Origin of the sequence: Sphingobacterium sp. NGMCC 1.201703 (genome assembly GCF_047784615.1) — a bacterium.
Taxonomy (GTDB): Bacteria; Bacteroidota; Bacteroidia; order Sphingobacteriales; family Sphingobacteriaceae; genus Sphingobacterium.
Genome location: NZ_JBLOHD010000001.1, coordinates 223547 through 245603, shown reverse-complemented (window position 1 = coordinate 245603; position 22057 = coordinate 223547). Strand labels below are relative to the sequence as shown.

Here is a 22057-nt window from a genome sequence, read left to right as displayed (position 1 = left end):
AAAGATATCAATTTTTGCAAAAATATAAGAATTTTAAAAATCGCATTACGACCCGAGCCTGTGTCGCTTGCTTTGAAATTTTTTAAAAAAGTAAAGAACCAGCAGAAATTGTGTATATCCATAAACTGCATCTTCCACTGGAATCGTAAGTATCCTGATTCCCATAAATTCAGTTGGATTGTAGTTGACTATCGCTGACTCCAATCCTGTACCGGTGAGTAAACCATTGACAGGCAAAAACCCTAACATAAGCAAGGTAAAGACTAAAGAGGCCTGCGTAATCCATTGTACCCGGAGAACAAAGTGGAACAGCACGAGTGTCACGATGGTCACCGTTGCGGTGAGGACTGTATAGATTCTGTCCGCATAGCGAAGTGCTACCACAGCACATACGATGATACTCACAAAGACTACGATATTGTTAAAAGCGGAAAGAGACTGTAATCTGAAAAATTTATCGATACAGAAGTAAGTAAATATACAGGAAAAAGGGATGAAGAAAAAGAACAGCCACTCTTCCAATGGCAATCCTGCCACAAGCAGCCCCAAAGTATATCGTGTATCAAACCACCATACCCCCTTACTGGTAAACCAGACATCCCAGGCGATAAAAAATAGGGCAACAAGCGCCGCTGCCTTTAAGAAAGGAACAAACTCACGGTCGAATCGTAGCCGCTTGTCGAAGGATGCGACAAAACAGATTATGACCGTAAAAAATAAGATAAGCGAATAAGTATATTGCATCATTTTTTGTCATTGTTATTATACATTTTAAAATACTTCATCGGAACATATAAAAAGCCGAAACATTCGCCCTCGTCCTTGCCCAAATGTTTATGATGTTGTTTGTGGGCACGGCGAAGCGCCAAAAAATAACGATTATTTGTTTTGCTCAGTAATTTGAACCGCTGGTGAATAAATATATCATGTACAAAAAAATAGGCCATGCCATAAAGCATAATCCCTAAACCAATGTAAAACAAATAATTGTAATCCCTTAACGAGCCGAAATACATCAACGCAATGGTGGGTAGGGCAAAAATGACGAAAAAGTAATCGTTCTTTTCCAAAAATCCCTCGTTGCTATGATCATGGTGATCTCTATGCAAGATCCAAAGGAAGCCATGCATAATATATTTATGAATCAGCCAGGTAGCGCCTTCCATGGCGATAAATGTAAACAGTATAATAATTAAGTTCATATCATGTAAAGCTGAGCAAGTTATAGATAAGCTGTTTTATAGCGCAGATAGCTTTTAAATGCGACATAAGCTTTCTGGATATTGGGTATTCTGATCCTATTTTCCAGAATTTCCTTGGAAGATTTCTTCCGGATCTGTTCAAACAGGGAGAGGTAATATTTATACGCTAAATAAACGCCAAACTTAGCCGATGCTGGTAACTTTTTGATGCCCAGCAATGCTTCCCTAAATTCGTCATGAATTTCATCTTCAATCCGGCGTTTCATTGTATTATCAAAGCGGGTCATATCCAGGTTTGGAAAATAAGTACGTCCAAGTACCTGATAATCGTCTTTAAGGTCCCGCAAAAAGTTGATTTTTTGAAAAGCTGAACCGAGTTTCATCGCATAGGGCTTTAACTCTTCATAACGCTGACGGTTGCCTTCGGTAAACACCTGTAAACACATCAAGCCCACGACCTCTGCGGAACCATAGATATATTCTTTATAGCGTTCAGAATCGTACTCAATCTTATTGAGGTCCATTTCCATGCTATGAAGAAATTGATTAATAAGAGCAAGGTCGATATGATATTTATGTACGGTTTCCTGAAAGGCCTGCAAGATCGGATTTAATGAGATACCTTCTTCTAATGCACTGTTGGTTTCCAGGTAGAGACGCCCCAATAACCGTTGCCTATCATAGCCGTGAAAACTATCTACAATTTCATCAGCCAGCCGCACATAGCCGTAGATCGCATAAATACTGGCCCGAATGCTGGGCTTGAGTGCCAAAATACCGAGCGAAAAACTTGTACTATACTTTTCAGTTGTTTTTTTGCTTACTTCATAAGCGAGTTCATCAAATAGCTTTTTCATGGTCTTATGTTTTACGATATAATTCAATGGCTTCTTTGGCAACAATTTTACCCGATATAATGGATGGCGGTACCCCGGGACCAGGTACGGTCAGTTGCCCCGAATAAAAAAGATTCGGAATTTTATTGTTTCTGATCTTGGGTTTCAATACCGCTGTTTGTTTTAAAGTATTTGCTAATCCATAAGCATTTCCTCCATAAGCATTATAATCGCTAATAAAATCGCGCACGCAGTAACTTCTTTTGTATGCAATCTGTTCGTATAGATTTTGCGTACCGGTATGCTTTTCCAGACGTTTTAACATGTGGATCAGATATTCCTCACGTGTTTCTTCGTCATCTCCAATACCTGTTGCCAGGGGCATCAACAAGAAAAGGTTCTCACCGTCTGAAGGAGCCACCTGAGGATCTGTTTTGGATGGACAACAGGCGTAAAACAAGGGATTTTGCGGCCATTTTTTTTCACCATAGATGCAGTCAATATGATCGTCCAGTGAGTGCTCAAAGAACAGTGAATGATGTGTCAAATTAGGAATGGATGATTTCATACCTAGGTAATATATCAAACTGGAGGGGGCAAAGGTTCTGGTCTTCCAATAGTCTTCATCGTAGTTTCGCAGTTCCTGAGCTAATAATGTTTCGATATGGTGATAGTCGGCTGATGCGACCACAAGATCAAACGCATGATAGGCGCCATTAATCTGGAGTGAAGTGATCCTATTCTTTTCAATATTGAATGCCTCCACATTATTATCGAAATGGAAAGTGGCACCTTGCTTCTCAGCAACCTGCTGCATAGCCAGCACCAATTGATAAAATCCTCCTTTCGGATAATAGGTACCCAGTGCATAACCGCCATAGTTCATCAGGCTATATAATGCAGGGATATCTTTGGGTGAAGCGCCCAAAAATATAACGGGAAACTCCATCAGCGTCCGTAACCTTTGATCCTTAAAGTATTTTGCGACATAGGATCTGAAATTGGAAAGTAAATCTAGCTTAAAAGCGCTAAATGCAATCTTTGGAGAAAGAAATTCACTCCAATTGTGACAGGGTTTATTGACAAAATCGCGCATACCAACTTCATACTTGAATTTTGCTGATTCCATAAACCGATCCAATTGTTTACCAGCCCCAGGTTCGATCTGTTCGAATAATTGTTTCAATTCCTGATAGGATTCAGGTATACAGATCCTTTCGGAATTAAATATCATTTCGAATTGTGGATTGAGCGAAACGAGCTCAAAAAAATCGGCTGTACTGCATCCAAAATCCACGAAAAATGACTCAATAATGTCAGGCATCCAGTACCAACTAGGCCCCATATCAAATTTAAATCCCTCGGTTGTGGTAAACTGCCTCGCCCTCCCTCCGGGCTGCGCATGTTTTTCAAAAACATGTACATCATATCCTGCCTGCGCGAGATAGGCCGCCGCTGAAAGCCCCGAAAAACCTGCACCAATAACCGCTACCTTTTTTTTCATTTTTGTTGATTTAGCTACTTCTATATGAGTAATCCTACGATGTATTTATCCTGACGTTTTCCCGTCTGCTCTTTCCTTACGGCATTGTGCTGAAATCCATTTTTACAGATCAGGTTGAACATCTAGGGCTAGGCTACATCTAGCCAAGTTCAAAATATGGCCACACAATTGATCATCAGATTTCGCCAATACAGTCAATCCACAAAGCTGTTTTCTTTTACCCAATTGTGTCAATTATAATTTAACTTCCGCCAACAATTTATCCGGTGTGACATTTCTATCATAGATTGCCTGATGAAATTTGCTTAATTTATCCAATAGACCGATCAGTGTTATTTTTTCACTGTAGGTCAGATCACCCGAAACAATCTGTGTAGCATGCCGTATTTTACCCATCTGCCGATCCAATGCCAATAAGCCTTTTTCGGTAATATAAAGCACCTTACTTCGCCGATCCGATTTTGAACCTTGTTGACCGATCCATCCTTGTTTGATTAAACGGTTTATAATAGCCATTCCGGCTGGCTTTTCATGAATATTCCTTCTGATCAATTCCATTTTTGTCATCTCACCAAATGACCGTAGTGTAATAAGATAGATAAACTCCTCTTGTGTGGAAAAATCAGATTCCCAAATAGCAGCTTTTGAATAACTTTTTGCAAACCTATTCATATGCACTATTAAAGTGCTGATGACACTCTCCGCACTACGACCATTCTCCTTGCCTTCCCAGGAAGGTTCAACGCAACTGCCGGTTTCCTTTGTTACTATCCAACGTTTAAATCCATCGACGTCCGCACTATGGCTACCGCCCAGGTTATCCCGCTCATACTGCTCCAGCAATCCGATGACTTCTTTTAAAAGCTCATACTTCATATTTCTAAATTAGAACATAAATATACCATATAAAGTTTTATTTATTTTAAAAAAGGATAAATTTAGTATAAAAATAAACAATAAAAAGGATTAACATTACTATTTAGCCTATGCAAACTTGAATCAACTGTACAGCAGTTAGTATTTTACTTCACCTTCAGTAGAGCTCACTGACATAGAACTATTTCATTCACTTCAATGTACCATCTTTACTACAATCAAATAATTTAACTAACCATTAGTTTGTCTGTCCATTACCAGGATTTATTTTATTTTTACTTCTCTAAAGTACTTACATGGACAGCAAAACAATCGCAATAAAGAATAAACTCGAGCCAAAGAAATTGTTAAAGGTCGCGGCATTTGACAATTCAAAAGCTGTAACCAAACCGCATCGACACAATGGATACCTTGAGCTTGTATTTTTGTCGGATACATCTGGAAAGCACGTAATTGATGGTAATGAAAGTCCTGTCAGAACGCCATGTGTTCTGATCATTCGAAAGGATTCTGTACATCATTGGGAATTGGCTGTCCCCATAGCGGGATTTGTCCTCCTAGTCAAAAAATCATTTATAGATCAGAGCTTAGATCTTGAAATCGCCAGGATGATCGATGAGATCAGTAAATCAGATACCATATATTTACAAGAGAATGGGATAATACCAGTCCTCCTCGAGCTATTGGCTCAAGAAGAAAACAAAATATGTCAGGAGGGATTGTTTAGATCATTATTGGCGAAGATACTCGAAAATACAGATAAGATGGAGCAATCCTCCTCGATATCCAATGACCTATATTTCCGATTTATCGAATTGTTAAACACAGAATCAAAAATCGTAAATAATGTCGCTTACTATGCAAATCTGCTACATACGAGCCCTCAAAATTTGAGTGCAGCCTGCAAGAGAAACGCTAATAATACAGCCTCTCAGATACTGGCTGCCTATATTATAAAAGAAGCGAAAAGACTTATTTTCTATACCAACAACTCGATCGCTGAAATTGCTTTTTCATTGGGTTTTTCCGATAAATCGAATTTTTCCAGATACTTTAAACGGTATACAGCCTTCACCCCTTCTGAATTCAAGAAGCAACAGGGCTAAAATTCCTTCTCGCCAAACTCACTCTTAGGTAGTTTAGAAGATTGATTTAGCTTGTGCATATTAAAATTGAGGTTGAGCATCAATACATTTTTTTCGTAAATATAGTTGGTCGTTGTAAAAAAGTCAGTTGCTGATGTCGTAATACGCTGCTCATTGACTCCCCAATTACCAAGTTCGATAAACTGCCATTGAAGCTGCGCTTTGATCGCGCCTTTCAAAAAGCTCTTACTCAAATTGAAATGAGGGGTTACAAAGCGGGAATCCTTCCCTTGTACAGTAGGCCTTGCAGAGAGGTAGTTTACCTGTAAACCCGTACTCCAATCTCTGGCGAAATCGGCCTGAATCCCAGCGTTCAGGGAATAGACCCAATCGCTGTTTGTATTTGTTTCTTCATATGTCAATACCTGTCCTGATATTTTATAACGATACAGGTTCAGTCCACCATTCATTTTTAGCCAAGGGAGGATCTTCCCTTCCCCACCTATTTCGCTCCCCCATCGAGTTGCATAATCTGCATTGGTGAATACCCGATTGAGGATAGTATCTGCATATACTGAATTAACGCGTTGAATCGGGTTTTTAAGATGTTGGTAATAGCTATTAAAAAATACACTTCCCTTGTTGAACTTTTTCACGACACCGGTCTCGATATTGGTTGTAAACTCTGGTAATAAGGTTGGGTCTCCCTGTTCCAAGGTCTCTGAGTGCTCTCGCTCGGGTATAGGATTTAGCTCAAAGTTATTATTTCGTTGAACCCGCCGGGAAGCAGCGAACTTCCAGGACCAGTCCTCGCTCAGCTGATGCATCAAATTGAATGTAGGATACAATTGATGAACCGAGTATGGATATTCTACTCCAGTATTGAGCAAAAGGACATCCCGTTGATAATATTCGTAACGAAGCCCAAGTGAAAATTGGGTTCGTTCAAGTTTATGATCATATTGGCTAAAAATAGCATGCACCGTATTATTTGCATTTAACTTTCCTGTAAATTCGGGAATAAGTTTCATCGCTTCACCCGGCTTCTCGGTGGCGAAATATTCAAAGTTGCCTTTCTGCCGGTCATTTCTCAATTGGTAACCGCTCAACAGCTCGCCCTGTGGCAATTTCCATTGGTGTTGGACCGAAATCCGTAGTCCACGTAAGGGGTTGGTATAATTATTATTTGTCCATTGAACAGTATCGGTCCCTCGTTCGATATTCGCATTTTTGGTCGATCCATATATATTGGCATATTCATAAATTGCAGCAGCCTGCAATAAATGCGCTTCGCTGAGCTTATATTGATAATTGAAATCGATAAGATAGAATTCCCCTTGCTTATTCTGAAGATTAGAGTTAAAATAATTTATTGCTGAAAGCTCCCTGCCTGACGAAGGCTGGATCGTGCGGTTTGTATAATAGATATCCGCTAGACGGTCTTGAAATTTCCGCGACGCCAGCAGCCCCAAATTAATCTGCTGTTTCTTTGACAGTGCATAAGCACCGTTCAATCTGATCCCAAAATTGTACTTGTCGAAACTCCTTTCGCCTTTGGATGGAAAGAACGTCTGCCGGTCTCCAATAATGGTATAGACATCACCTTCCCGAAATCCTGCATTGTCATTACGCAGATAATTGGCCGAGCCGTTCAATTCAAGTTTATTTTTTTTGAGCTGGAAAGAAATATCTCCACCAAAACGCTTTTGACTCTTATGATTTCCATAATCATCTATACTGGGCAATCCTCCCTGAAGATTGAGTATCCATGCAAAACCATTCGATACAGCTTTTTTTGTCCTAAGATTGATAATTCCCCCTTTACCATCAGGATCATATTGGGCCGAAGGGCTGGTAATATACTCGACGTCCGTCACATCGTTCGCTGCAATCTGGCTTAAAATTGTCGCAGGGTCTAAAAAGGAAGGCTTTCCGTTAATAAGTACTATAATGCCTGTATTTCCCCGCATACTAATATTACCATTTCCATCAACAGAAGCTGAAGGTAGATTTTTCACAATATCCAAAGCGGTACCACCGACCGCATTCCTATACTGACTTGCTTGATAACGCTGCCTGTCACCACTATGTTTCTGCGCCGAGGGCTCTCCGGTTACCGCCACCTCATTCAACCGCTGATCCGTGCTCACAAGCGCAATTTCAGCTAGATTGATCTGACTTCTGCCATCGAAATCCACGGCAACCTTTTTTTGGCGATAACCGATAAATTTAACCACAAGAGAATAGCGCCCTTTTTTCAGATCGAAAAAACGAAAACTACCGACCGAATCTGCAACCATACCATCGATAACACCACCCTGCGGATTGAGGATAGCAACGCTCGCAAAAGAGATCGGCGAACCTGTGATGGAATCCTTTATACTTCCAAAGAGTGTAGATTTTTGCGCATGCAGCGTTGTTAATATTAATAAAAGGTAGAGTAGGGTAAAAAGTCTTTTCACTAGGATCTAAGTTTATCCAAAAATAGCAAAGTTAATTACTATCCCATATTTACGTTGAAATTATACCACAGTATTTTCAAATCGACCATTATAGATTCGTCTATTCTTTTGCGGTCTGCATCCGTTAAGTATGTTATCCATAGCAGTGGAATATCAAATCTAAATAATCAACATGTATTCAAGTAACAATGAAGAATGTTTACAAAAATTTCTGTAATTTCATCGATAGAAGGCAAGCCGCCCCCTACTCTTTACACTTTTCTTAATCCGAACTCACATAAATAAAAAATTGAATGAGCTTAAAAACAATTGATATATCATCGGCAACAGCATCCGAAATACAGGGTTATCTACATGCCGCCATTGCGCCACGACCGATATGTTTTGCATCCACGATCGATAAAAACGGAACAGTCAATTTAAGTCCATTTAGTTTTTTTAATGTGGTCAGTGTCAATCCACCGATATGTGTTTTTTCGCCTACAACCAGGGCACAGGATAACAGCACGAAACATACGCTTGAAAACGTCCTGGAAATACCTGAATGTGTAATTAATATCATTAGCTATGAGATGGTTCAACAAGCATATTTAACAAGCGCAGATTATCCAAAAGAAGTAAACGAGTTCTCGAAAGGCGGATTTACTGAATTGGCATCGGAGACGATAAGACCACCTCGGGTAGCGGAATCGCGCATTCAATTGGAATGTGTAGTAAATGACGTAATATCACTGGGAAAAAACGGTGGAGCTGGAAATTTGATTATAGCAGAAGTGAAACGGATGCATATCAATGAAGCTATTTTGGATAACAATGGCAAAATAGATCCGCATAAACTAGATCTAGTGGCACGTCTGGGTGGCGACTGGTACTGCAGGGTGACGAGTGATAATTTATTTAAGATTGCTAAACCGGCAGAAAAGTCTGGAATAGGTATCGGTATAGATGCTTTTCCTGGTGAAGTCAGACACTCCACTGTATTAACCGGAAATAATCTAGGACTATTGGCTCTTGTTCATGCGCTACCCTCCAATGAAGAAATAGAAGCCTTTCGTAATACTGAAGAGATAAAAGAACTTCTTGATCCAAGAATCGAAAACCGCATTACGCAACTGCATTTAAAAGCAAAGGATCTGTTAGAACATGGCCGCGTGATGGATGCATGGAAGGTGCTGTTGATGTAGCTTGCCAGTAGTTGCCTTTCTTAAATTGGACATTTAAGAAAGATAACCCGCAAAAAAACTGTTTAATGTCGTCTTCGCGAGCCCGCCAAATACCTCAATATAATTCAACAAATATCACTATGCTATACCATTCATTATCTGAAGAATAGCTATCATTTGATATTAAAGCGAGATACTGTCTTGATTGGGGCTAGCTTTCAAAAAAGAATTTGTAAAATTGACATAAACCAATAATGATTTATTATTTTTAAAGTAAATGTTATTCATAATAGAATCAGAACATGAACAAAATCACTAAAGAAGACGTCGCCGAAGCGGAAAATCAGCTTTTCCTTGCCCAAAAGACAAGCAATGTGGATACACTTGACCAGCTCTTATACGATAATCTCATAGCGGTGACCCCGACAGGAGAAATGCTAACGAAAGAAATGGATTTGAATGCACATCGGTCGAAATCCATGATTATAGATGAAGCTTCAACACAAATTGACGATATAAACATTATTGGAGATACTGCACTTTCTGTTGTTACGATGACTGCAAAAGGCAAAGTCATGGGAACACCATTAGCAGGAAAATTCAGATATTTTAGAGTCTGGAAGCATATTGACGGTTCACTAAAAGTTGTTGGCGCGAGTTTCATGCAATTGCCTGCATAAAAAAACATTTACAGGCCGGAGCGTCCTGTGGATAACCGAGCAAGTCCGGAAATAATACAGCATCTTCGATGCTCTCACTTAGGAATAATACACAATTATTACATTTTGGATAGAATCGATTGGATATTGAAAAGTTTCAATTGTCCGAGGGACTTTCGACGATTTACTTCGAAAGTCCTGTATAATATTTAAATGTGGAGGTTGGCTTAATGCATTGAACTATCCGTAGTTGTTATGAAATTCCATATAGAAACATCAAAATCCAAGTGCAAGAAAGGCACTGAGACTAATTCCTAAGTAGCATATTGTACGTAGCTGAATAATAATCATCAATCAACTGCAAAATCAAATTATCTTTTTTGCTGTCTATAGCAAAACCTACCCAGTTTTTGGTCGGGAGATACTTACTTCGGATCCATTGAACTGGCAGCTCCTCCTGTTTTTCTGTGCGCAACCACTCCAATCCGCTCTCGTTAAAATAAATCTTTTCGTTGGATAAATCCATAACGATAAATGGTCTTCTCTTAAAATAAAAAATACTCATATCGAGATCAGCGAACTCATTGATGCTGATATATTTTTTTAGATGCATATAGGCATTGATTTCAGTTAACATAATGGTCTGTTTGTCTTTATTGGTTCTTAAAATCATCCATAGACTTCCATCAGCGATCACATTTGATTGATTGATTCATCAGTACAAATTAACCGCTGGTTTCGTTCTTGGAACTTGGTTTATATTTCAGTTATGAGTCAAATCTACTAGAATATGCGCTCGAGGTTGGGGTAAATTTTGGTCTATTAGGTGGAAAAATAGTTATTCTATTCAATTAATTAATATCAAGTATAAAGCGCGAACTGGATTTTTGATTAAAATGGTGATATTCTTTAATTCAATTTTTCAGGATTAAAAAAAATATAAATTTCCGCAATCCAAGCAATCGAAAAAGTCGTAAATGCTTATAAGTACAGAAAAATTATAAACTAAAAAATTTTTGTTATGAAAAAGATAACATCAAAAACCGCCTTAACATCAATCTCCGATAGCGAAATTGAAAAAAAGGATTTCAGACGAAGAGACTTTCTGAAATTAACAGGTGCTAGCATAGCATCAATTGCCATACTTGGTATGACAAGCTGTAAAAAAGACCATGATAATGACATGGACAATAGTGGTAAAGGCATGTATTTTGGCAGTGGAGATATTGCCATATTAAATTATGCATATGCATTGGAACAACTTGAAGCTGCATTTTACATCCACTTAGTCAATAATCCTTATTCCGGTATTTCGGAAATGGAAAAAGCTTTCTTTACAGATCTCCGCGATCACGAGATTGCTCATCGCGAGTTTTTTAAAATGGCCTTAGGGGCGAAAGCTATATCTAGTCTTGAATTCAACTTATCAGGTATTAATTTTAGCAGTCGAGCGTCAGTCTTGGCCACCGCCAAAACATTTGAAGACCTGGGTGTTTCAGCCTATAACGGTGCGGGATGGTTAATTAAAGATCCAAACTATCTGTTGTTGGCGGGCAAAATCGTTTCGGTCGAAGCCCGGCACGCCGCCTGGGTCAGGGATATGATCGACAATGGTAGTTTTGCGAATCAGGAAGTTGTCGATTCCAATGGACTAGATCTAGCCAAGAGCCCAAGCGTTGTTTTGAGTGCTGCGGCACCATTTATTAAATCAAAAATAGATGTTAAGGATCTACCAACTTATTAATTCACCTAAAATCTGACAATCATGAATCTTTTAAACGTTTTTGAACAAATAAATACTGTAGATCCTGAATTTAGCGATCGAATCAGTCCTCGTCGTGAAGCTATTAAAAATCTTGCTTCTATAAGCAAAAAAATCACTTTCGCGACGCTCCCTTTTTTTGTTAGCGAGCTCTTTAAAAAGGCTTACGGTGCTACTGCACCCACTGACGTCAATGGCGTGTTAAATTACGCGTTGACGTTGGAATATCTCGAAGCGGAATACTATACAATGGGGGTAGCTAAAGCGGGCCTTATTCCATCAGGAAAGCCCCTTGGTGCCATCACCAACATTCGAGACCACGAAATTGCCCATGTCAATTTCCTCAAACAGGTGCTCGGTAATAAAGCCGTCTCTAAACCCACATTTGATTTTACTGCTGGTGGCACTTTTGGTAATGTCTTTAGTAATTACGACACGTTTTTAGCTGTAGCGCAAGCATTTGAAGATACTGGCGTGCGGGCATACAAAGGACAGGCTGGAATACTCCTTGGCAATCGGGTCGTACTTACAGCAGCCTTACAGATTCATTCGGTCGAAGCGAGACATGCCTCACACATCCGTCAGATGCGACGTGCCCGCGGAGGCGCCGCAGCTGATCAAAAACCGTGGATCACAGGAAGCAACGACACCGGTATTGGTGCAGTTGTAGACCCTATATATGCTGGTGAAAACAATATTATCCAAGCTGGAGTGGATATCACAAGCCTCTCTGGTCATATGGGAAAAATTTCATCAAATGCCGCTACTCAAGCATTTGACGAACCACTTGCTGCAGAAGCTGTACTTAATATTGCAGGTTTATTTATTAAAGCATAACAAAAAAACGTAGTTTATCTGTTTAGCATGTCCTGATTTGTTTATCGAATCAGGGCATTTTTTTAGATCCCGCCCATGACACAAAGTTCACTAAGCGTAGGCACATCTTTGCCACCTTCATCCTCGAGTGTAATCGCAAAAGCTTGCGCTTTGGGGATGTCTAGCATTTTGCTTGCACCATCTGTTTTTGCATCCAATGGAAATACACCAGCATTCACCGGCTTACCGTCTACCATCGCCCACAATTGATATTGCTTACCTTTTGGTGCGGTAGGCATCTGCTCAAGACTTAGGTAAACTGTTTTGGAGACCTGGTCCCAAAATACCAATGCTTGGAGATTAGGTTTATTTTCGACTCCTTTTAGCGGGATTGTTTTGATGGCAGGATTTTGTACTAGACGCCATTTATCCTGTAAGATAGCTAAGTTTGCTTGCTGTTGGTCAAACGACAAATTTGTTTGAGTCAATTGGTCCTTCACCTCATTAGTTTGCCGATAAAACAGTACATTCACACCAACACTGAGCACAAGTAATACACTTGCAGCGATTGCCCATCTATAGGACTTCAAATGTAATGTTTTATTTCCCTGTGCATTGCTGACCAGCCGTTCAGTGTTATTGTCCAATCCGTTTTCCTGTCCCTCTGAAGAACCATCGGGAGCAACTAGATTTTCTGCATTTAGCCTATTCCAGATATCCTGTTTTAAAGATGCAGGCATAGTCATCGCTTGGATATCAGCCAAATCTTCAAGCGTTTTCTCCGCTTCGGCGATGGCCTGTTCCACTTCGACATTATTTTTTCGAATACAGTTCAAGATGCTCACTTCCTCTTCCGATGCAAGCCCCAAAACATATGATTCAATAATCCCTGACGATATGTATGCTTTAATATCCAAAACTAACGATACTCCTTTAATAATTGTTGTAGCTGTAAAAATGCAGCTCTGGTACGTGTTTTGACCGTTCCTAAAGGGACGTCAAGCTGTTCGGCAATTTCCTGTTGCGTATAGCCTTCATAGTATGCCATTTCAATTAAGATACGCCATTCAGGCCTTAATTTATCCAAAATATTTCTGAATCCAATAAAATCTGCTTTGACATTTTGTTCGATTTGAGTCTGATCCAGTTCTTCCTTACTATTTACGATATTTGAAAGCGGTTGGTTTTTCTGTTCGTTTAGCACAGCCTTGGATTTTCGGTAGTCTAATGCAGTATTTCGGGCGATATTGATCATCCAGGTATAGAGCCTACCTTTTTCAGCATCAAAAAGATCAACGTGTTTCCAAACCTTTACAAATACATCCTGTATGACTTCCTCCGCATGTTCAGCCGAAGTTACAATACGGCACACAACTCCATAGAGTGCTTCTGAATAGTTATCATAAAGATAACTAAAAGCCTGTTGGTTCTTTTTTTTCAATAAAAGAATCAGTGTCTCTTCGGGAAGGTTATGTAATGGACTCAAATTTTACGTTTATAACTTAATAAAGATGGAAATTATAAGTTTAAAAATCAAGCGATTCAGATAAAACAAGTTAAAATACCTGATGAGCCAAATAAATACCTAATCCATGTCCTGCTTTTAAGATTTATTGATCTCCGATTGGGCAGTGTGTACGACGAATACTTTTCAAAATATTATTTAAAATCGCCTTATTTGAATAATAATTACTCAACTTTGTATAAGTTGAATTCAAAAAAGAAAATGATGTTACATAAAATTCTTATTTTGAGCTTAGGAATCTACAGTCTGATAAGTTGTACTTCGCAAAAGAATATTAAAACAAATGATAAAGCTGCCGAGCGTATAGAGCTATCTGAAGGCCAACAAAAAATGTTGAAAGGATATCCTTTGCAAGTTAAGTTCAATGGTATTTTAGAAGAAAGCCGTTGCCCTAAAGGGGTAGACTGTATATGGGCAGGTGTTGCAGTTGCCGAAATTGAAATATCGGAAAAGGCTACCAAGCCTGTAATCCTGAGTCTTGCGACAACAGATATGCAAGCCAGAGGATACCAGAAGGAGACTAACGTCAACGGGCATACCGTTGCATTACAAAATGTATCTCCTTACCCTACAGCAAAACATGGAGCAAAAGAACTGAAAGGGAATTATAAGATTGTTATCACAGTACAAAAAAAGTAAAAAAGACGTGTTTCACACCATATGGTGAATCAACTAGTTCTATATTTCTTAAGAGTTCACTGATAAGCATCCTTCTAAGGGATATACATCCTGCGATCATTGGAATACATGATTGATAAACTCATCCAGCAGATGGAGATCACTTCCTCGCTGATCCGGGCAGTTCTTTGATCCAGATATTCCGAAAGTCTACTGGTTGGCCTTCGCTCTGTAAGGCGATAAAGCCACTGCTCAACAACTTACCGTCAATTTTCATTTTAGGGTCGTAACCGTTCGCAACCCCGCCTCCGATTTGCGGTTTTGAATATTCAAGAACAGTGTCACCATTAATGATGTGTTTGATCAGTGAATCGCCCAATACAATTAATTCGCCTTTAACCCACTGATCACCATCATAAGTTTTGGAAGTCGAATTTAAACAATGTGAGGCGGCTATCTTACCTTGATAAACAACATTTGTCCCAGGCGAACACATATTACCCGTAGGTCGAGGCTGGCCATCACCCAATCCACCCAAAAGTTGCATTTCTACAGAGATGGGCCAATCTTGTTCTTTCAGCATCGTTCGGGGATCTTGTGAATGAAACATAATACCACTATTGCGTAGCGTGTAGGAAGGAGCTCCCTTATGAAGGTCTCCTACAAACCTATACTCAAATTTTAAGTGATAATACGAAAAGGGCGTTTTATAATATAAATGACCAAACTGATCATTGAAATCATCGTATTGATCGTACCTGATCTTGATAATCCCATCTTCAACCCTAAAAGTATTACCAAAGTTAACACCTACTTCATGGTGATGAATTTTGACAAACCAATCTTTAATATCCTTACCATCGAATAATGGTTTCCAACCTTCGTTACTATCCCGATTCCCTTTTATTCCTATGCAGCCCTCCAATAACAGAATAACTGCTGAGATTATATAGATCAGTCTTCTCATTTAATACTTATTTGGTTTAAATTGTATAGCAAGATACGATATATTCCATTAAGCTTCATCGTTAAATTGTTAATTACTATGAGCAATAGCACAGAAAACTTCGAATGCCATTTTCATTCGGGAAAGTCTTTTTATAAAAAGCAGTGATAGTCTCATAATTTAGAACAATGCTGTAGCTGAGCACCTGTCAGGATCATCGCTGTTCGATCAACCGATTAGGTCGCTTCAATTTAACAAAGATTGTAAATCTAGAAGGCTCCTTGAAACATTGAAAGAATTCGCTGCAGAATATTTTCTACATAAAAATGCTCCCGAGATTATAATCCCGGGAGTTTTTTGCATTAATAGGCGACCAATCTTTCTTCGATCTCTTTGACAGCTTTCACAGTTTTCATAAAGGAATCGGGGGTAACGGAAATTGAATCTATCCCTTCTTCGACCAGAAACTGGGCAAAATCTGGATAATCGGATGGGCCTTGACCGCAGATGCCTACCTTGACTCCTTGCCTCTTTGCCGTGCGAATAAGGTTCGCAATCATGATTTTTACCGCAGCATTGCGTTCATTATATAGACCGGAAACCAAGGCTGAATCGCGATCCAACCCAAGTACCAGCTGGGTAAGGTCATTCGACCCGATGGAGAAACCGTCAATATGACGAGCAAACTCTTCAGCGAGGATAATGTTCGAAGGAACCTCCGCCATCAGATACACTTCCAGTCCGTTTTGCCCTCGTCTGAGACCATGTTCCTCCATCACCTGATAGACCCGTAGCAACTCATCTACCGTACGGCAAAATGGTATCATAACCACCACATTGTCGAGTCCCATTTTTTCCCGCACTTTTTTTATCGCTTTACACTCCATCCCAAAGGCCTCTCTATAGGCCGCTGAGTAATATCTCGAAGCTCCCCTCCAACCGATCATCGGATTTTCCTCTCCGGGTTCAAAGTACTTTCCACCGGGCATATTATAATACTCGTTGGTTTTAAAATCTGAGAAACGAACGATTACCTTATTCGGATAATATGCGGAAGCGATTTTTCCTATTCCATAGGATAGTTTTTCAATAAAATATTGTTCTTCGTCCCCGTAACCGGCAATAAGCGAACTAATGTAGTTGCTCAATTCCATATCATTCAGTTCCCGATGTTTTAAGAGCGCCATCGGATGAATCTTGATATAGTTGTTGATAATAAATTCTTCCCGCGCCAAACCTACTCCTTTTGCAGGATACTCTGCATATTGAAAGGCAATGTCCGGCGATCCGATATTCATCATTATTGGCGTCCCCACATCCGGTAAGTCCGAGAGATCATGCTCATGCTTACTATACGGAATTATTCCTTTATAAATTATCCCTGTATCACCTTCAGCACATGAAACAGTTATTTCCTGTCCTGTAAGCAATGTTTCGGTCGCTCTATCACAGCCCACGATAGCCGGTACCCCCAGTTCACGGGCAACAATAGCGGCATGACATGTCCGCCCACCTTTGTTGGTAATTATTGCAGCTGCCTTTTTCATAATCGGTTCCCAATCGGGATCGGTTATCTCTGCAACCATAATATCACCTGTATTAAAGTTGATCTCTTGTATATTTTGTTTATCGATACCTTTGAAATTATGAACTCTCCCCGAAGCAACCTTGTCTCCCACCGCGGTACCCTTAAGTAGAATCTGAGATGATCTGTTTTTTGCATTGATCCTATATTCTGTGATGCAGCTGGATCTTTTTAATGAATGAATAGTTTCAGGTCTGGCCTGAACGATGTATAGATCACCTTTCAGACCGTCAAGGGCCCATTCTATATCCATAGGACACCATTTTCCTTTGAGTGCTGTATAATACTCTTCAATTATACACACCCATTTGGATAACAGAAGAATCTGCGCATCACTTAGACAAAACCGTTTTGCGCTTTCCTCTGGCGTATCGATCACTTTCACCTTCTCCCCTTGCGAAGTACTGTAGATCATCTGTAACTGTTTTCCTCCCAGTTTCTTTTCTACAATCGATGCATAACCTCTTTTCAGCAAGGGTTTATATACAATAAATTCATCCGGATTCACTACGCCCTGAACAAGGAGTTCTCCCAAGCCATAAGATCCATTTATAATCACGGCTTCTTTGAAACCACTTTCTGTATCAATAGAAAAAGCGACTCCCGAACTCCCCAAGTCGGAGCGCACCATCTGTTGTATGCATACAGAGAGACCTATATTAAAATGGCCAAAGTTAAATGCTTCCCGATAACTGATCGCCCTGTCAGTGAATAGCGATGCAAAACAATTTTTAATCGCCATCAACAGATCTTGTTGCCCCCTAATGTTTAAGTAGGTATCCTGTTGGCCAGCAAATGAGGCGTCAGGCAGATCTTCTGCGGTGGCAGACGAACGCACCGCGACACCGAAGTCGTATTCATTCTCTAAGCCGATAAGCTTTTCGTAAGCTGCCAGAATTTCCTTTTCCATTGCTATCGAGAAAACACCTTGCTGAATCAATGTTCTTATCCTCTCCCCACAACTGGTCAGCTCACGTAGGTTTGTACTGTCAACACCCTGCAGTATGTCCTTGATCTTCTGATCGAGTTGATTTTCCGTGATAAATTGAAAGTAGGCCTTACTGGTCACAATAAATCCATCCGGAATATTTACCCCTAAAGGTTTCAAATGCTGTAACATTTCGCCTAGAGAAGCACTCTTCCCTCCTACCAGATCAATATCCCCTATAGAGGCTTCAATCAGGCGCATTGTAAATCTGTTGTCGTTCATTATACAATAATTTTACACGAAGTTAGGCCTCATTTTTTGAAGTCATTTGTTAAATATTAAGACAAACTGATATTATTTTAATAATTTTATTTACAACACAATCATATTCGTATTTATATTATATAAATGGAAAACTACTTCGGACAGACAATCCTAACGAAAAACTCAATCTTCACCTTGGCAACCGCCGATGTTTATCATGCTTCTAACAGCTTCCATAGCCATCGGGAACTTGAGCTGATTTATATCGTCTCCGGACAGGGAACTTTTTCGATAGGTCAGTCTTCCAAAAGAATTGCTAGTGGAACAATAATCCTCATTGGGGCTAATACGCCGCATATGTTCAAATTCGAAACGAACCGCTATTATGATTATGCAATGAAGCACGGCAGAACGCCAGTTCCTCTCAAACTATTAACCTTACATTTTGATCCTTACAAATTAGGGCAAGATTTTCTCAATCTTCCTGAAAACAACCCGCTCAGTAAGTTGCTAACAGCTTCAAAGGTTGGATTACAGTTAGAAGGGCGAACAAAAACAAGCGCGATAAGGAAGCTCAAACGGTTAGAAAGCTGCGAAAGCTACGAACAGCTCCCCTTGTTGCTATTGCTCATCAATGAAATCAGTGCCAGCCAGAATATACCCCACAGTGATGCAAGTGATGATATTAAACCTTTTAAGAAAATAGACGAGACACGCCTGAGCAGAATCTATCTGTACACAATGGACAATTTTTACAAAGACATCAAATTAAGTGACATCGCGGGCATTGTCTATATGGTTCCAAATGCATTTTGCCATTATTTCAAATCGCGTACTGGACGAAGTTACTTCGATTTTCTTATTGAAGTCAGAATTGAGCATGCCTGCAAGCTCCTACGGGACGGAAATGAAACTGTCTCCGCTATCTGCTCAAGCTCAGGGTTCAATAATATCTCGAATTTCAACCGCTACTTTAAACAGTTAACAGGAAAATCCCCGATCGTCTATCGGCAGGAACACAGGCCTTCCGATTCGTCTAGCTTTTACCCATTAAATGGATAAAAGGAGCTATTTTGAAAATATCTAGCTCATAATGTGCCCCGTACAACGAATATCGACAGAATATTTGCAAGATAACGGTTAGGTTTATATATTTGCGACATCAAAAGAAATCCTAATGCGGAAGTGGCGTAATTGGTAGCCGCACCAGACTTAGGATCTGGCGCCGCGAGGCGTGGGGGTTCGAGTCCCTTCTTCCGCACTGAGATCCTCCTGAGCTTAAAATCGCAGGAGGATTTTTTATATCCCCATTAAACGAGCATTTCGAATGACAAAAAGGAAAGGATAAATTATTCAGTAATGCTTAGTCAATTATATACGCTAATCTTTATCACCAACAAATAGTTTCACAAATAACAAAAAACATCTTTTGCTAGCCGTTGTTTTCTTTTTGAAGGTTATAGGCTTCATATAGCAGCTGACCGAGACGAAAAGGCCACAAGCATGTTGATCATAACTATTTTAGAGCTATTGACAGACAGCTGTCATCGTCGAATTTATCTTTGGGGTATTCAACTAAAATTATATAATTATGGCACTATTGCACGCGTATCTAAATTTCAATGGTAACTGCGAAGAAGCATTTGACTTCTACAAAACAGTTTTTAACACGCCACTAATCGGCGTTCATCGTTTCGGCGACATGCCTGCGGATCCCGAACATCCTATTGCAGAAGCTGATAAGGATAAAATTATGCATACTGCACTCAATATTAACAATTCGGTTATGCTAATGGGCTCAGACTGTCTGGAGAGTTTCGGCCAGAAAGCGACCTTTGGAACTGGCAGTTATCTGATGTTGGATGCACAATCTGCGACAGAGGCCACAGAACTTTACAATAAGCTTTCAGTGGGCGCCCAAAATATAGAAATGCCTTTGGGCGAACAGTTTTTTGCTGAATTATTTGCATCCTTTCAGGATAAATTTGGCATTGCATGGATGATCCATTTTGAAGGCAATAAAAAAATGAAAGGGTAACATCCGCTCCGCTTACAGGAAACGATGGAACAGCTATTTTACACATGCAGTGGGATGAAAGCCCTTTTCGGATATTGATATGCAGACGGAATAAATCTTGAAACGGGTCTTGGCACTTCGCAAAAAAGGTCAGCACGGATCTTCCATGCTGACCTTTTTTGTAGCGATTAACAAATTCGAGATTGCTGTATCACCTAAACCGACCAATCAAATGGTTTGGTACAGGGATCGCACTCAAATTTTAATACCTTGCCTAAACTTTTTGCTTTATTGCCTTTTTTCACAAACACATAGGCTAGATCTAAATATTCTTCGACATCCTTTCCATTTTCATCTCTACCCTTTAATATGACAGAATAATATTTCCCATCATTATCTTTTTTAAAAAACACCTCATTAACAGTGACTTTTTTGGGAGTCTCATTATCACAACAGCTGCACCATAAAATAACAACCGCTTCTTTTTTAAGATACCCAACGGCTTTCTCTGCCTGTGCCTGAGTTAACGCTTGGAGCTGATCTGCTTTTGAAAAAAAAGCTGTACAGAGCAATACAAAAAGTAAAATAACCTTTTTCATCTATTTAAATTTGTTTTTTAATTGTTCAGAACTATTCAATTTTTAAAGATTACGTTCAGCAAATACTATGCCTTTTGATTGCGTTTCCCATACCTCCTGCAACAAATTAAAAAATACTGTTCCAATCACGGACCTATTGACTCGCCATCTCCCACTCTAAATCCTCCGCATTTACCCACTTACTTTTCCCAAACCAAAGCACTCGCTCCAAGAATAGCGGCATCCGCTTCTTCCAGTTCACTGAAAACCAGTTTTACCTTATTTCTGAATAATGGAAAGAGATTTCTTTCCATATGTAATTTCGCAGGTTTTAAAATGAAATCACCCGCCTTTATTACCCCTCCAAAGAGGAGAATAGCTTCGGGAGAAGAGAACATGACAAAATTTGCCAATGCCTCACCTAATTTTTGTCCTGTATAACGAAAAACTTCAATAGCTATCGGATCACCCTGTACCGCACATTCATGAACAGTTTTTGAATTAATGGCATCTTCGGGATACTGATTTAGCATCGATTCAGGAAATTCAGCTCTCATTTTTTTTGCTGTAATTGTGATCCCTGTCGCAGAAGCATATGCTTCCAAACTTCCCTCCGAACCTGTACTCCAATGTTTCCTTCCTCCAGGTTTAACAATCGTATGGCCTAATTCCCCAGCAAACCCATCATGTCCATAAATGAGTTTTCCACCGGCGACAATACCACTTCCTACACCTGTTCCCAGAGTGATCATAATAAAATCCTTCATTCCCCGTGCTGCGCCAAAAAGCATCTCACCATAAGCCGCCGCATTCGCATCGTTGGTAATGGTACAAGGAATATTAAACTTAGTAGTCATTAAATCACTAAAGTAAATCACACCTTTCCATGGAAGATTGGGAGCGTGATCTATTGTTCCCGTATAGTAATTTGCATCGGGAGCTCCCACACCGATTCCATCAAAGTTCTCTTCACCACCAAACCTTCTGATCAAAGGATAAGCTTTTTCATGCAAAGCATCAATGAAATCTTCAACATGCTCATAATCATCTGTTCTTAAACTTCCTTTTTCAAGAACCTCACCCCGATGATTGACCACTCCAAATTTCGTATTGGTACCCCCAATATCTATTCCTAGCGCTACGCGTTTTGATAAATCTATTAATGACATTGTTATTCCTTGTTTCTTAGTTCTAATTTTATAAAAAAGATACTGTTTTATGAGGAATTAAA

At 39.7% G+C, this 22057-nt stretch carries 21 protein-coding genes and 1 tRNA gene; 9 read left to right on the top strand and 13 right to left on the bottom strand.

What is annotated here, in order from left to right; genetic code table 11:
* Window positions 1–45: 45 nt before the first annotated feature.
* The 5 genes from ACK8HY_RS01055 to ACK8HY_RS01035 all read right to left on the bottom strand — a co-directional run bounded on the left by ACK8HY_RS01055 (window position 46) and on the right by ACK8HY_RS01035 (window position 4418).
* Complete coding sequence (locus ACK8HY_RS01055) at window positions 46–747, bottom strand: lycopene cyclase domain-containing protein (RefSeq protein WP_416132419.1); 702 nt, start codon at window positions 745–747, stop codon at window positions 46–48.
* Entirely contained in the window at window positions 744–1202 is a 459-nt protein-coding gene (locus ACK8HY_RS01050; RefSeq protein ID WP_077436340.1) for a sterol desaturase family protein, read from the bottom strand. The genes ACK8HY_RS01055 and ACK8HY_RS01050 overlap by 4 nt, the downstream gene beginning before the upstream one ends.
* Window positions 1203–1222: 20 nt before the next feature.
* A complete protein-coding gene (locus ACK8HY_RS01045) occupies window positions 1223–2059 on the bottom strand; it encodes a phytoene/squalene synthase family protein (protein ID WP_077436338.1) in 837 nt (278 codons plus the stop codon).
* Between the two features lie 4 nt (window positions 2060–2063).
* Window positions 2064–3575 carry a phytoene desaturase family protein gene (locus tag ACK8HY_RS01040; RefSeq protein ID WP_416132960.1) on the bottom strand — a complete coding sequence of 504 codons (1512 nt, stop codon included), beginning with the start codon at window positions 3573–3575 and terminating at the stop codon, window positions 2064–2066.
* A 201-nt stretch (window positions 3576–3776) separates the two neighbouring features.
* A complete protein-coding gene (locus tag ACK8HY_RS01035; RefSeq protein ID WP_077436334.1) occupies window positions 3777–4418 on the bottom strand; it encodes a MarR family winged helix-turn-helix transcriptional regulator in 642 nt (213 codons plus the stop codon).
* Window positions 4419–4714: 296 nt separating this feature from the next.
* On the opposite strand from ACK8HY_RS01035, the gene ACK8HY_RS01030 reads away from it, so the two are divergent.
* Entirely contained in the window at window positions 4715–5524 is an 810-nt protein-coding gene (locus ACK8HY_RS01030) for an AraC family transcriptional regulator (protein ID WP_416132418.1), read from the top strand.
* On the opposite strand, the gene ACK8HY_RS01025 is transcribed toward ACK8HY_RS01030, so the two are convergent.
* On the bottom strand, window positions 5521–7965 hold the full coding sequence (locus ACK8HY_RS01025) for a TonB-dependent receptor (protein ID WP_416132417.1): 2445 nt from the start codon (window positions 7963–7965) through the stop codon (window positions 5521–5523). The two genes, ACK8HY_RS01030 and ACK8HY_RS01025, sit on opposite strands and share 4 nt — an antisense overlap.
* A gap of 293 nt (window positions 7966–8258) precedes the next feature.
* Between ACK8HY_RS01025 and ACK8HY_RS01020 the strand changes: the two genes are divergently transcribed.
* Both ACK8HY_RS01020 and ACK8HY_RS01015 read left to right on the top strand, forming a co-directional pair.
* Window positions 8259–9149 carry a flavin reductase family protein gene (locus tag ACK8HY_RS01020; protein WP_416132416.1) on the top strand — a complete coding sequence of 297 codons (891 nt, stop codon included), beginning with the start codon at window positions 8259–8261 and terminating at the stop codon, window positions 9147–9149.
* A gap of 281 nt (window positions 9150–9430) precedes the next feature.
* A complete protein-coding gene (locus ACK8HY_RS01015) occupies window positions 9431–9808 on the top strand; it encodes a nuclear transport factor 2 family protein (RefSeq protein ID WP_416132415.1) in 378 nt (125 codons plus the stop codon).
* 286 nt (window positions 9809–10094) lie between these two features.
* On the opposite strand, the gene ACK8HY_RS01010 is transcribed toward ACK8HY_RS01015, so the two are convergent.
* A complete protein-coding gene (locus tag ACK8HY_RS01010) occupies window positions 10095–10460 on the bottom strand; it encodes a hypothetical protein (protein WP_416132414.1) in 366 nt (121 codons plus the stop codon).
* A gap of 348 nt (window positions 10461–10808) precedes the next feature.
* Here ACK8HY_RS01010 and ACK8HY_RS01005 point away from each other — a divergent pair, with 348 nt between their 5' ends.
* Together ACK8HY_RS01005 and ACK8HY_RS01000 are read left to right on the top strand one after the other, a co-directional pair.
* Entirely contained in the window at window positions 10809–11531 is a 723-nt protein-coding gene (locus ACK8HY_RS01005) for a ferritin-like domain-containing protein (RefSeq protein WP_077436314.1), read from the top strand.
* Window positions 11532–11552: 21 nt separating this feature from the next.
* A complete protein-coding gene (locus ACK8HY_RS01000; RefSeq protein ID WP_077436312.1) occupies window positions 11553–12386 on the top strand; it encodes a ferritin-like domain-containing protein in 834 nt (277 codons plus the stop codon).
* Between the two features lie 62 nt (window positions 12387–12448).
* Here ACK8HY_RS01000 and ACK8HY_RS00995 read toward each other — a convergent pair whose 3' ends face one another.
* Together ACK8HY_RS00995 and ACK8HY_RS00990 are read right to left on the bottom strand one after the other, a co-directional pair.
* Window positions 12449–13234 carry an anti-sigma factor domain-containing protein gene (locus tag ACK8HY_RS00995; protein ID WP_254846221.1) on the bottom strand — a complete coding sequence of 262 codons (786 nt, stop codon included), beginning with the start codon at window positions 13232–13234 and terminating at the stop codon, window positions 12449–12451.
* Between the two features lie 50 nt (window positions 13235–13284).
* Complete coding sequence (locus tag ACK8HY_RS00990; protein WP_077436308.1) at window positions 13285–13851, bottom strand: RNA polymerase sigma factor; 567 nt, start codon at window positions 13849–13851, stop codon at window positions 13285–13287.
* A 192-nt stretch (window positions 13852–14043) separates the two neighbouring features.
* Here ACK8HY_RS00990 and ACK8HY_RS00985 point away from each other — a divergent pair, with 192 nt between their 5' ends.
* The gene (locus tag ACK8HY_RS00985) at window positions 14044–14529 is read left to right on the top strand and encodes a hypothetical protein (protein ID WP_416132413.1); all 486 of its coding nucleotides are present in this window, start codon (window positions 14044–14046) and stop codon (window positions 14527–14529) included.
* Between the two features lie 139 nt (window positions 14530–14668).
* Here ACK8HY_RS00985 and ACK8HY_RS00980 read toward each other — a convergent pair whose 3' ends face one another.
* Both ACK8HY_RS00980 and ppsA read right to left on the bottom strand, forming a co-directional pair.
* Window positions 14669–15475, bottom strand: coding sequence for a 3-keto-disaccharide hydrolase (locus tag ACK8HY_RS00980; RefSeq protein WP_077436304.1), 807 nt, complete (start codon window positions 15473–15475; stop codon window positions 14669–14671).
* A gap of 341 nt (window positions 15476–15816) precedes the next feature.
* Entirely contained in the window at window positions 15817–18249 is a 2433-nt protein-coding gene (gene ppsA / locus ACK8HY_RS00975) for a phosphoenolpyruvate synthase (protein WP_416132412.1), read from the bottom strand.
* Between the two features lie 126 nt (window positions 18250–18375).
* Here ppsA and ACK8HY_RS00970 point away from each other — a divergent pair, with 126 nt between their 5' ends.
* From ACK8HY_RS00970 to ACK8HY_RS00960, 3 genes are all read left to right on the top strand, one after another.
* Window positions 18376–19293, top strand: a complete 918-nt coding sequence (locus ACK8HY_RS00970) for an AraC family transcriptional regulator (RefSeq protein WP_416132411.1) — start codon at window positions 18376–18378, stop codon at window positions 19291–19293.
* A gap of 117 nt (window positions 19294–19410) precedes the next feature.
* Window positions 19411–19492 (top strand) — tRNA-Leu (locus ACK8HY_RS00965).
* 330 nt (window positions 19493–19822) lie between these two features.
* Window positions 19823–20269 (top strand): VOC family protein, encoded by a 447-nt coding sequence (locus ACK8HY_RS00960; protein ID WP_077436298.1) that lies wholly within the window; start codon window positions 19823–19825, stop codon window positions 20267–20269.
* Window positions 20270–20463: 194 nt separating this feature from the next.
* On the opposite strand, the gene ACK8HY_RS00955 is transcribed toward ACK8HY_RS00960, so the two are convergent.
* On the bottom strand, window positions 20464–20847 hold the full coding sequence (locus tag ACK8HY_RS00955; RefSeq protein WP_077436296.1) for a hypothetical protein: 384 nt from the start codon (window positions 20845–20847) through the stop codon (window positions 20464–20466).
* Window positions 20848–21026: 179 nt separating this feature from the next.
* A complete protein-coding gene (locus ACK8HY_RS00950) occupies window positions 21027–21995 on the bottom strand; it encodes an ROK family protein (RefSeq protein WP_077436294.1) in 969 nt (322 codons plus the stop codon).
* Between the last annotated feature and the right edge of the window lie 62 nt (window positions 21996–22057).

Coding starts and splice junctions, on each gene's coding strand:
- ACK8HY_RS01055 (WP_416132419.1), bottom strand. CDS start 747: ATGATGCAATATACTTATTCGCTTATCTTATTTTTTACGGTCATAATC.
- ACK8HY_RS01050 (WP_077436340.1), bottom strand. CDS start 1,202: ATGAACTTAATTATTATACTGTTTACATTTATCGCCATGGAAGGCGCT.
- ACK8HY_RS01045 (WP_077436338.1), bottom strand. CDS start 2,059: ATGAAAAAGCTATTTGATGAACTCGCTTATGAAGTAAGCAAAAAAACA.
- ACK8HY_RS01035 (WP_077436334.1), bottom strand. CDS start 4,418: ATGAAGTATGAGCTTTTAAAAGAAGTCATCGGATTGCTGGAGCAGTAT.
- ACK8HY_RS01030 (WP_416132418.1), top strand. CDS start 4,715: ATGGACAGCAAAACAATCGCAATAAAGAATAAACTCGAGCCAAAGAAA.
- ACK8HY_RS01020 (WP_416132416.1), top strand. CDS start 8,259: ATGAGCTTAAAAACAATTGATATATCATCGGCAACAGCATCCGAAATA.
- ACK8HY_RS01015 (WP_416132415.1), top strand. CDS start 9,431: ATGAACAAAATCACTAAAGAAGACGTCGCCGAAGCGGAAAATCAGCTT.
- ACK8HY_RS01010 (WP_416132414.1), bottom strand. CDS start 10,460: ATGATTTTAAGAACCAATAAAGACAAACAGACCATTATGTTAACTGAA.
- ACK8HY_RS01005 (WP_077436314.1), top strand. CDS start 10,809: ATGAAAAAGATAACATCAAAAACCGCCTTAACATCAATCTCCGATAGC.
- ACK8HY_RS01000 (WP_077436312.1), top strand. CDS start 11,553: ATGAATCTTTTAAACGTTTTTGAACAAATAAATACTGTAGATCCTGAA.
- ACK8HY_RS00980 (WP_077436304.1), bottom strand. CDS start 15,475: ATGAGAAGACTGATCTATATAATCTCAGCAGTTATTCTGTTATTGGAG.
- ppsA (WP_416132412.1), bottom strand. CDS start 18,249: ATGAACGACAACAGATTTACAATGCGCCTGATTGAAGCCTCTATAGGG.
- ACK8HY_RS00970 (WP_416132411.1), top strand. CDS start 18,376: ATGGAAAACTACTTCGGACAGACAATCCTAACGAAAAACTCAATCTTC.
- ACK8HY_RS00960 (WP_077436298.1), top strand. CDS start 19,823: ATGGCACTATTGCACGCGTATCTAAATTTCAATGGTAACTGCGAAGAA.
- ACK8HY_RS00955 (WP_077436296.1), bottom strand. CDS start 20,847: ATGAAAAAGGTTATTTTACTTTTTGTATTGCTCTGTACAGCTTTTTTT.
- ACK8HY_RS00950 (WP_077436294.1), bottom strand. CDS start 21,995: ATGTCATTAATAGATTTATCAAAACGCGTAGCGCTAGGAATAGATATT.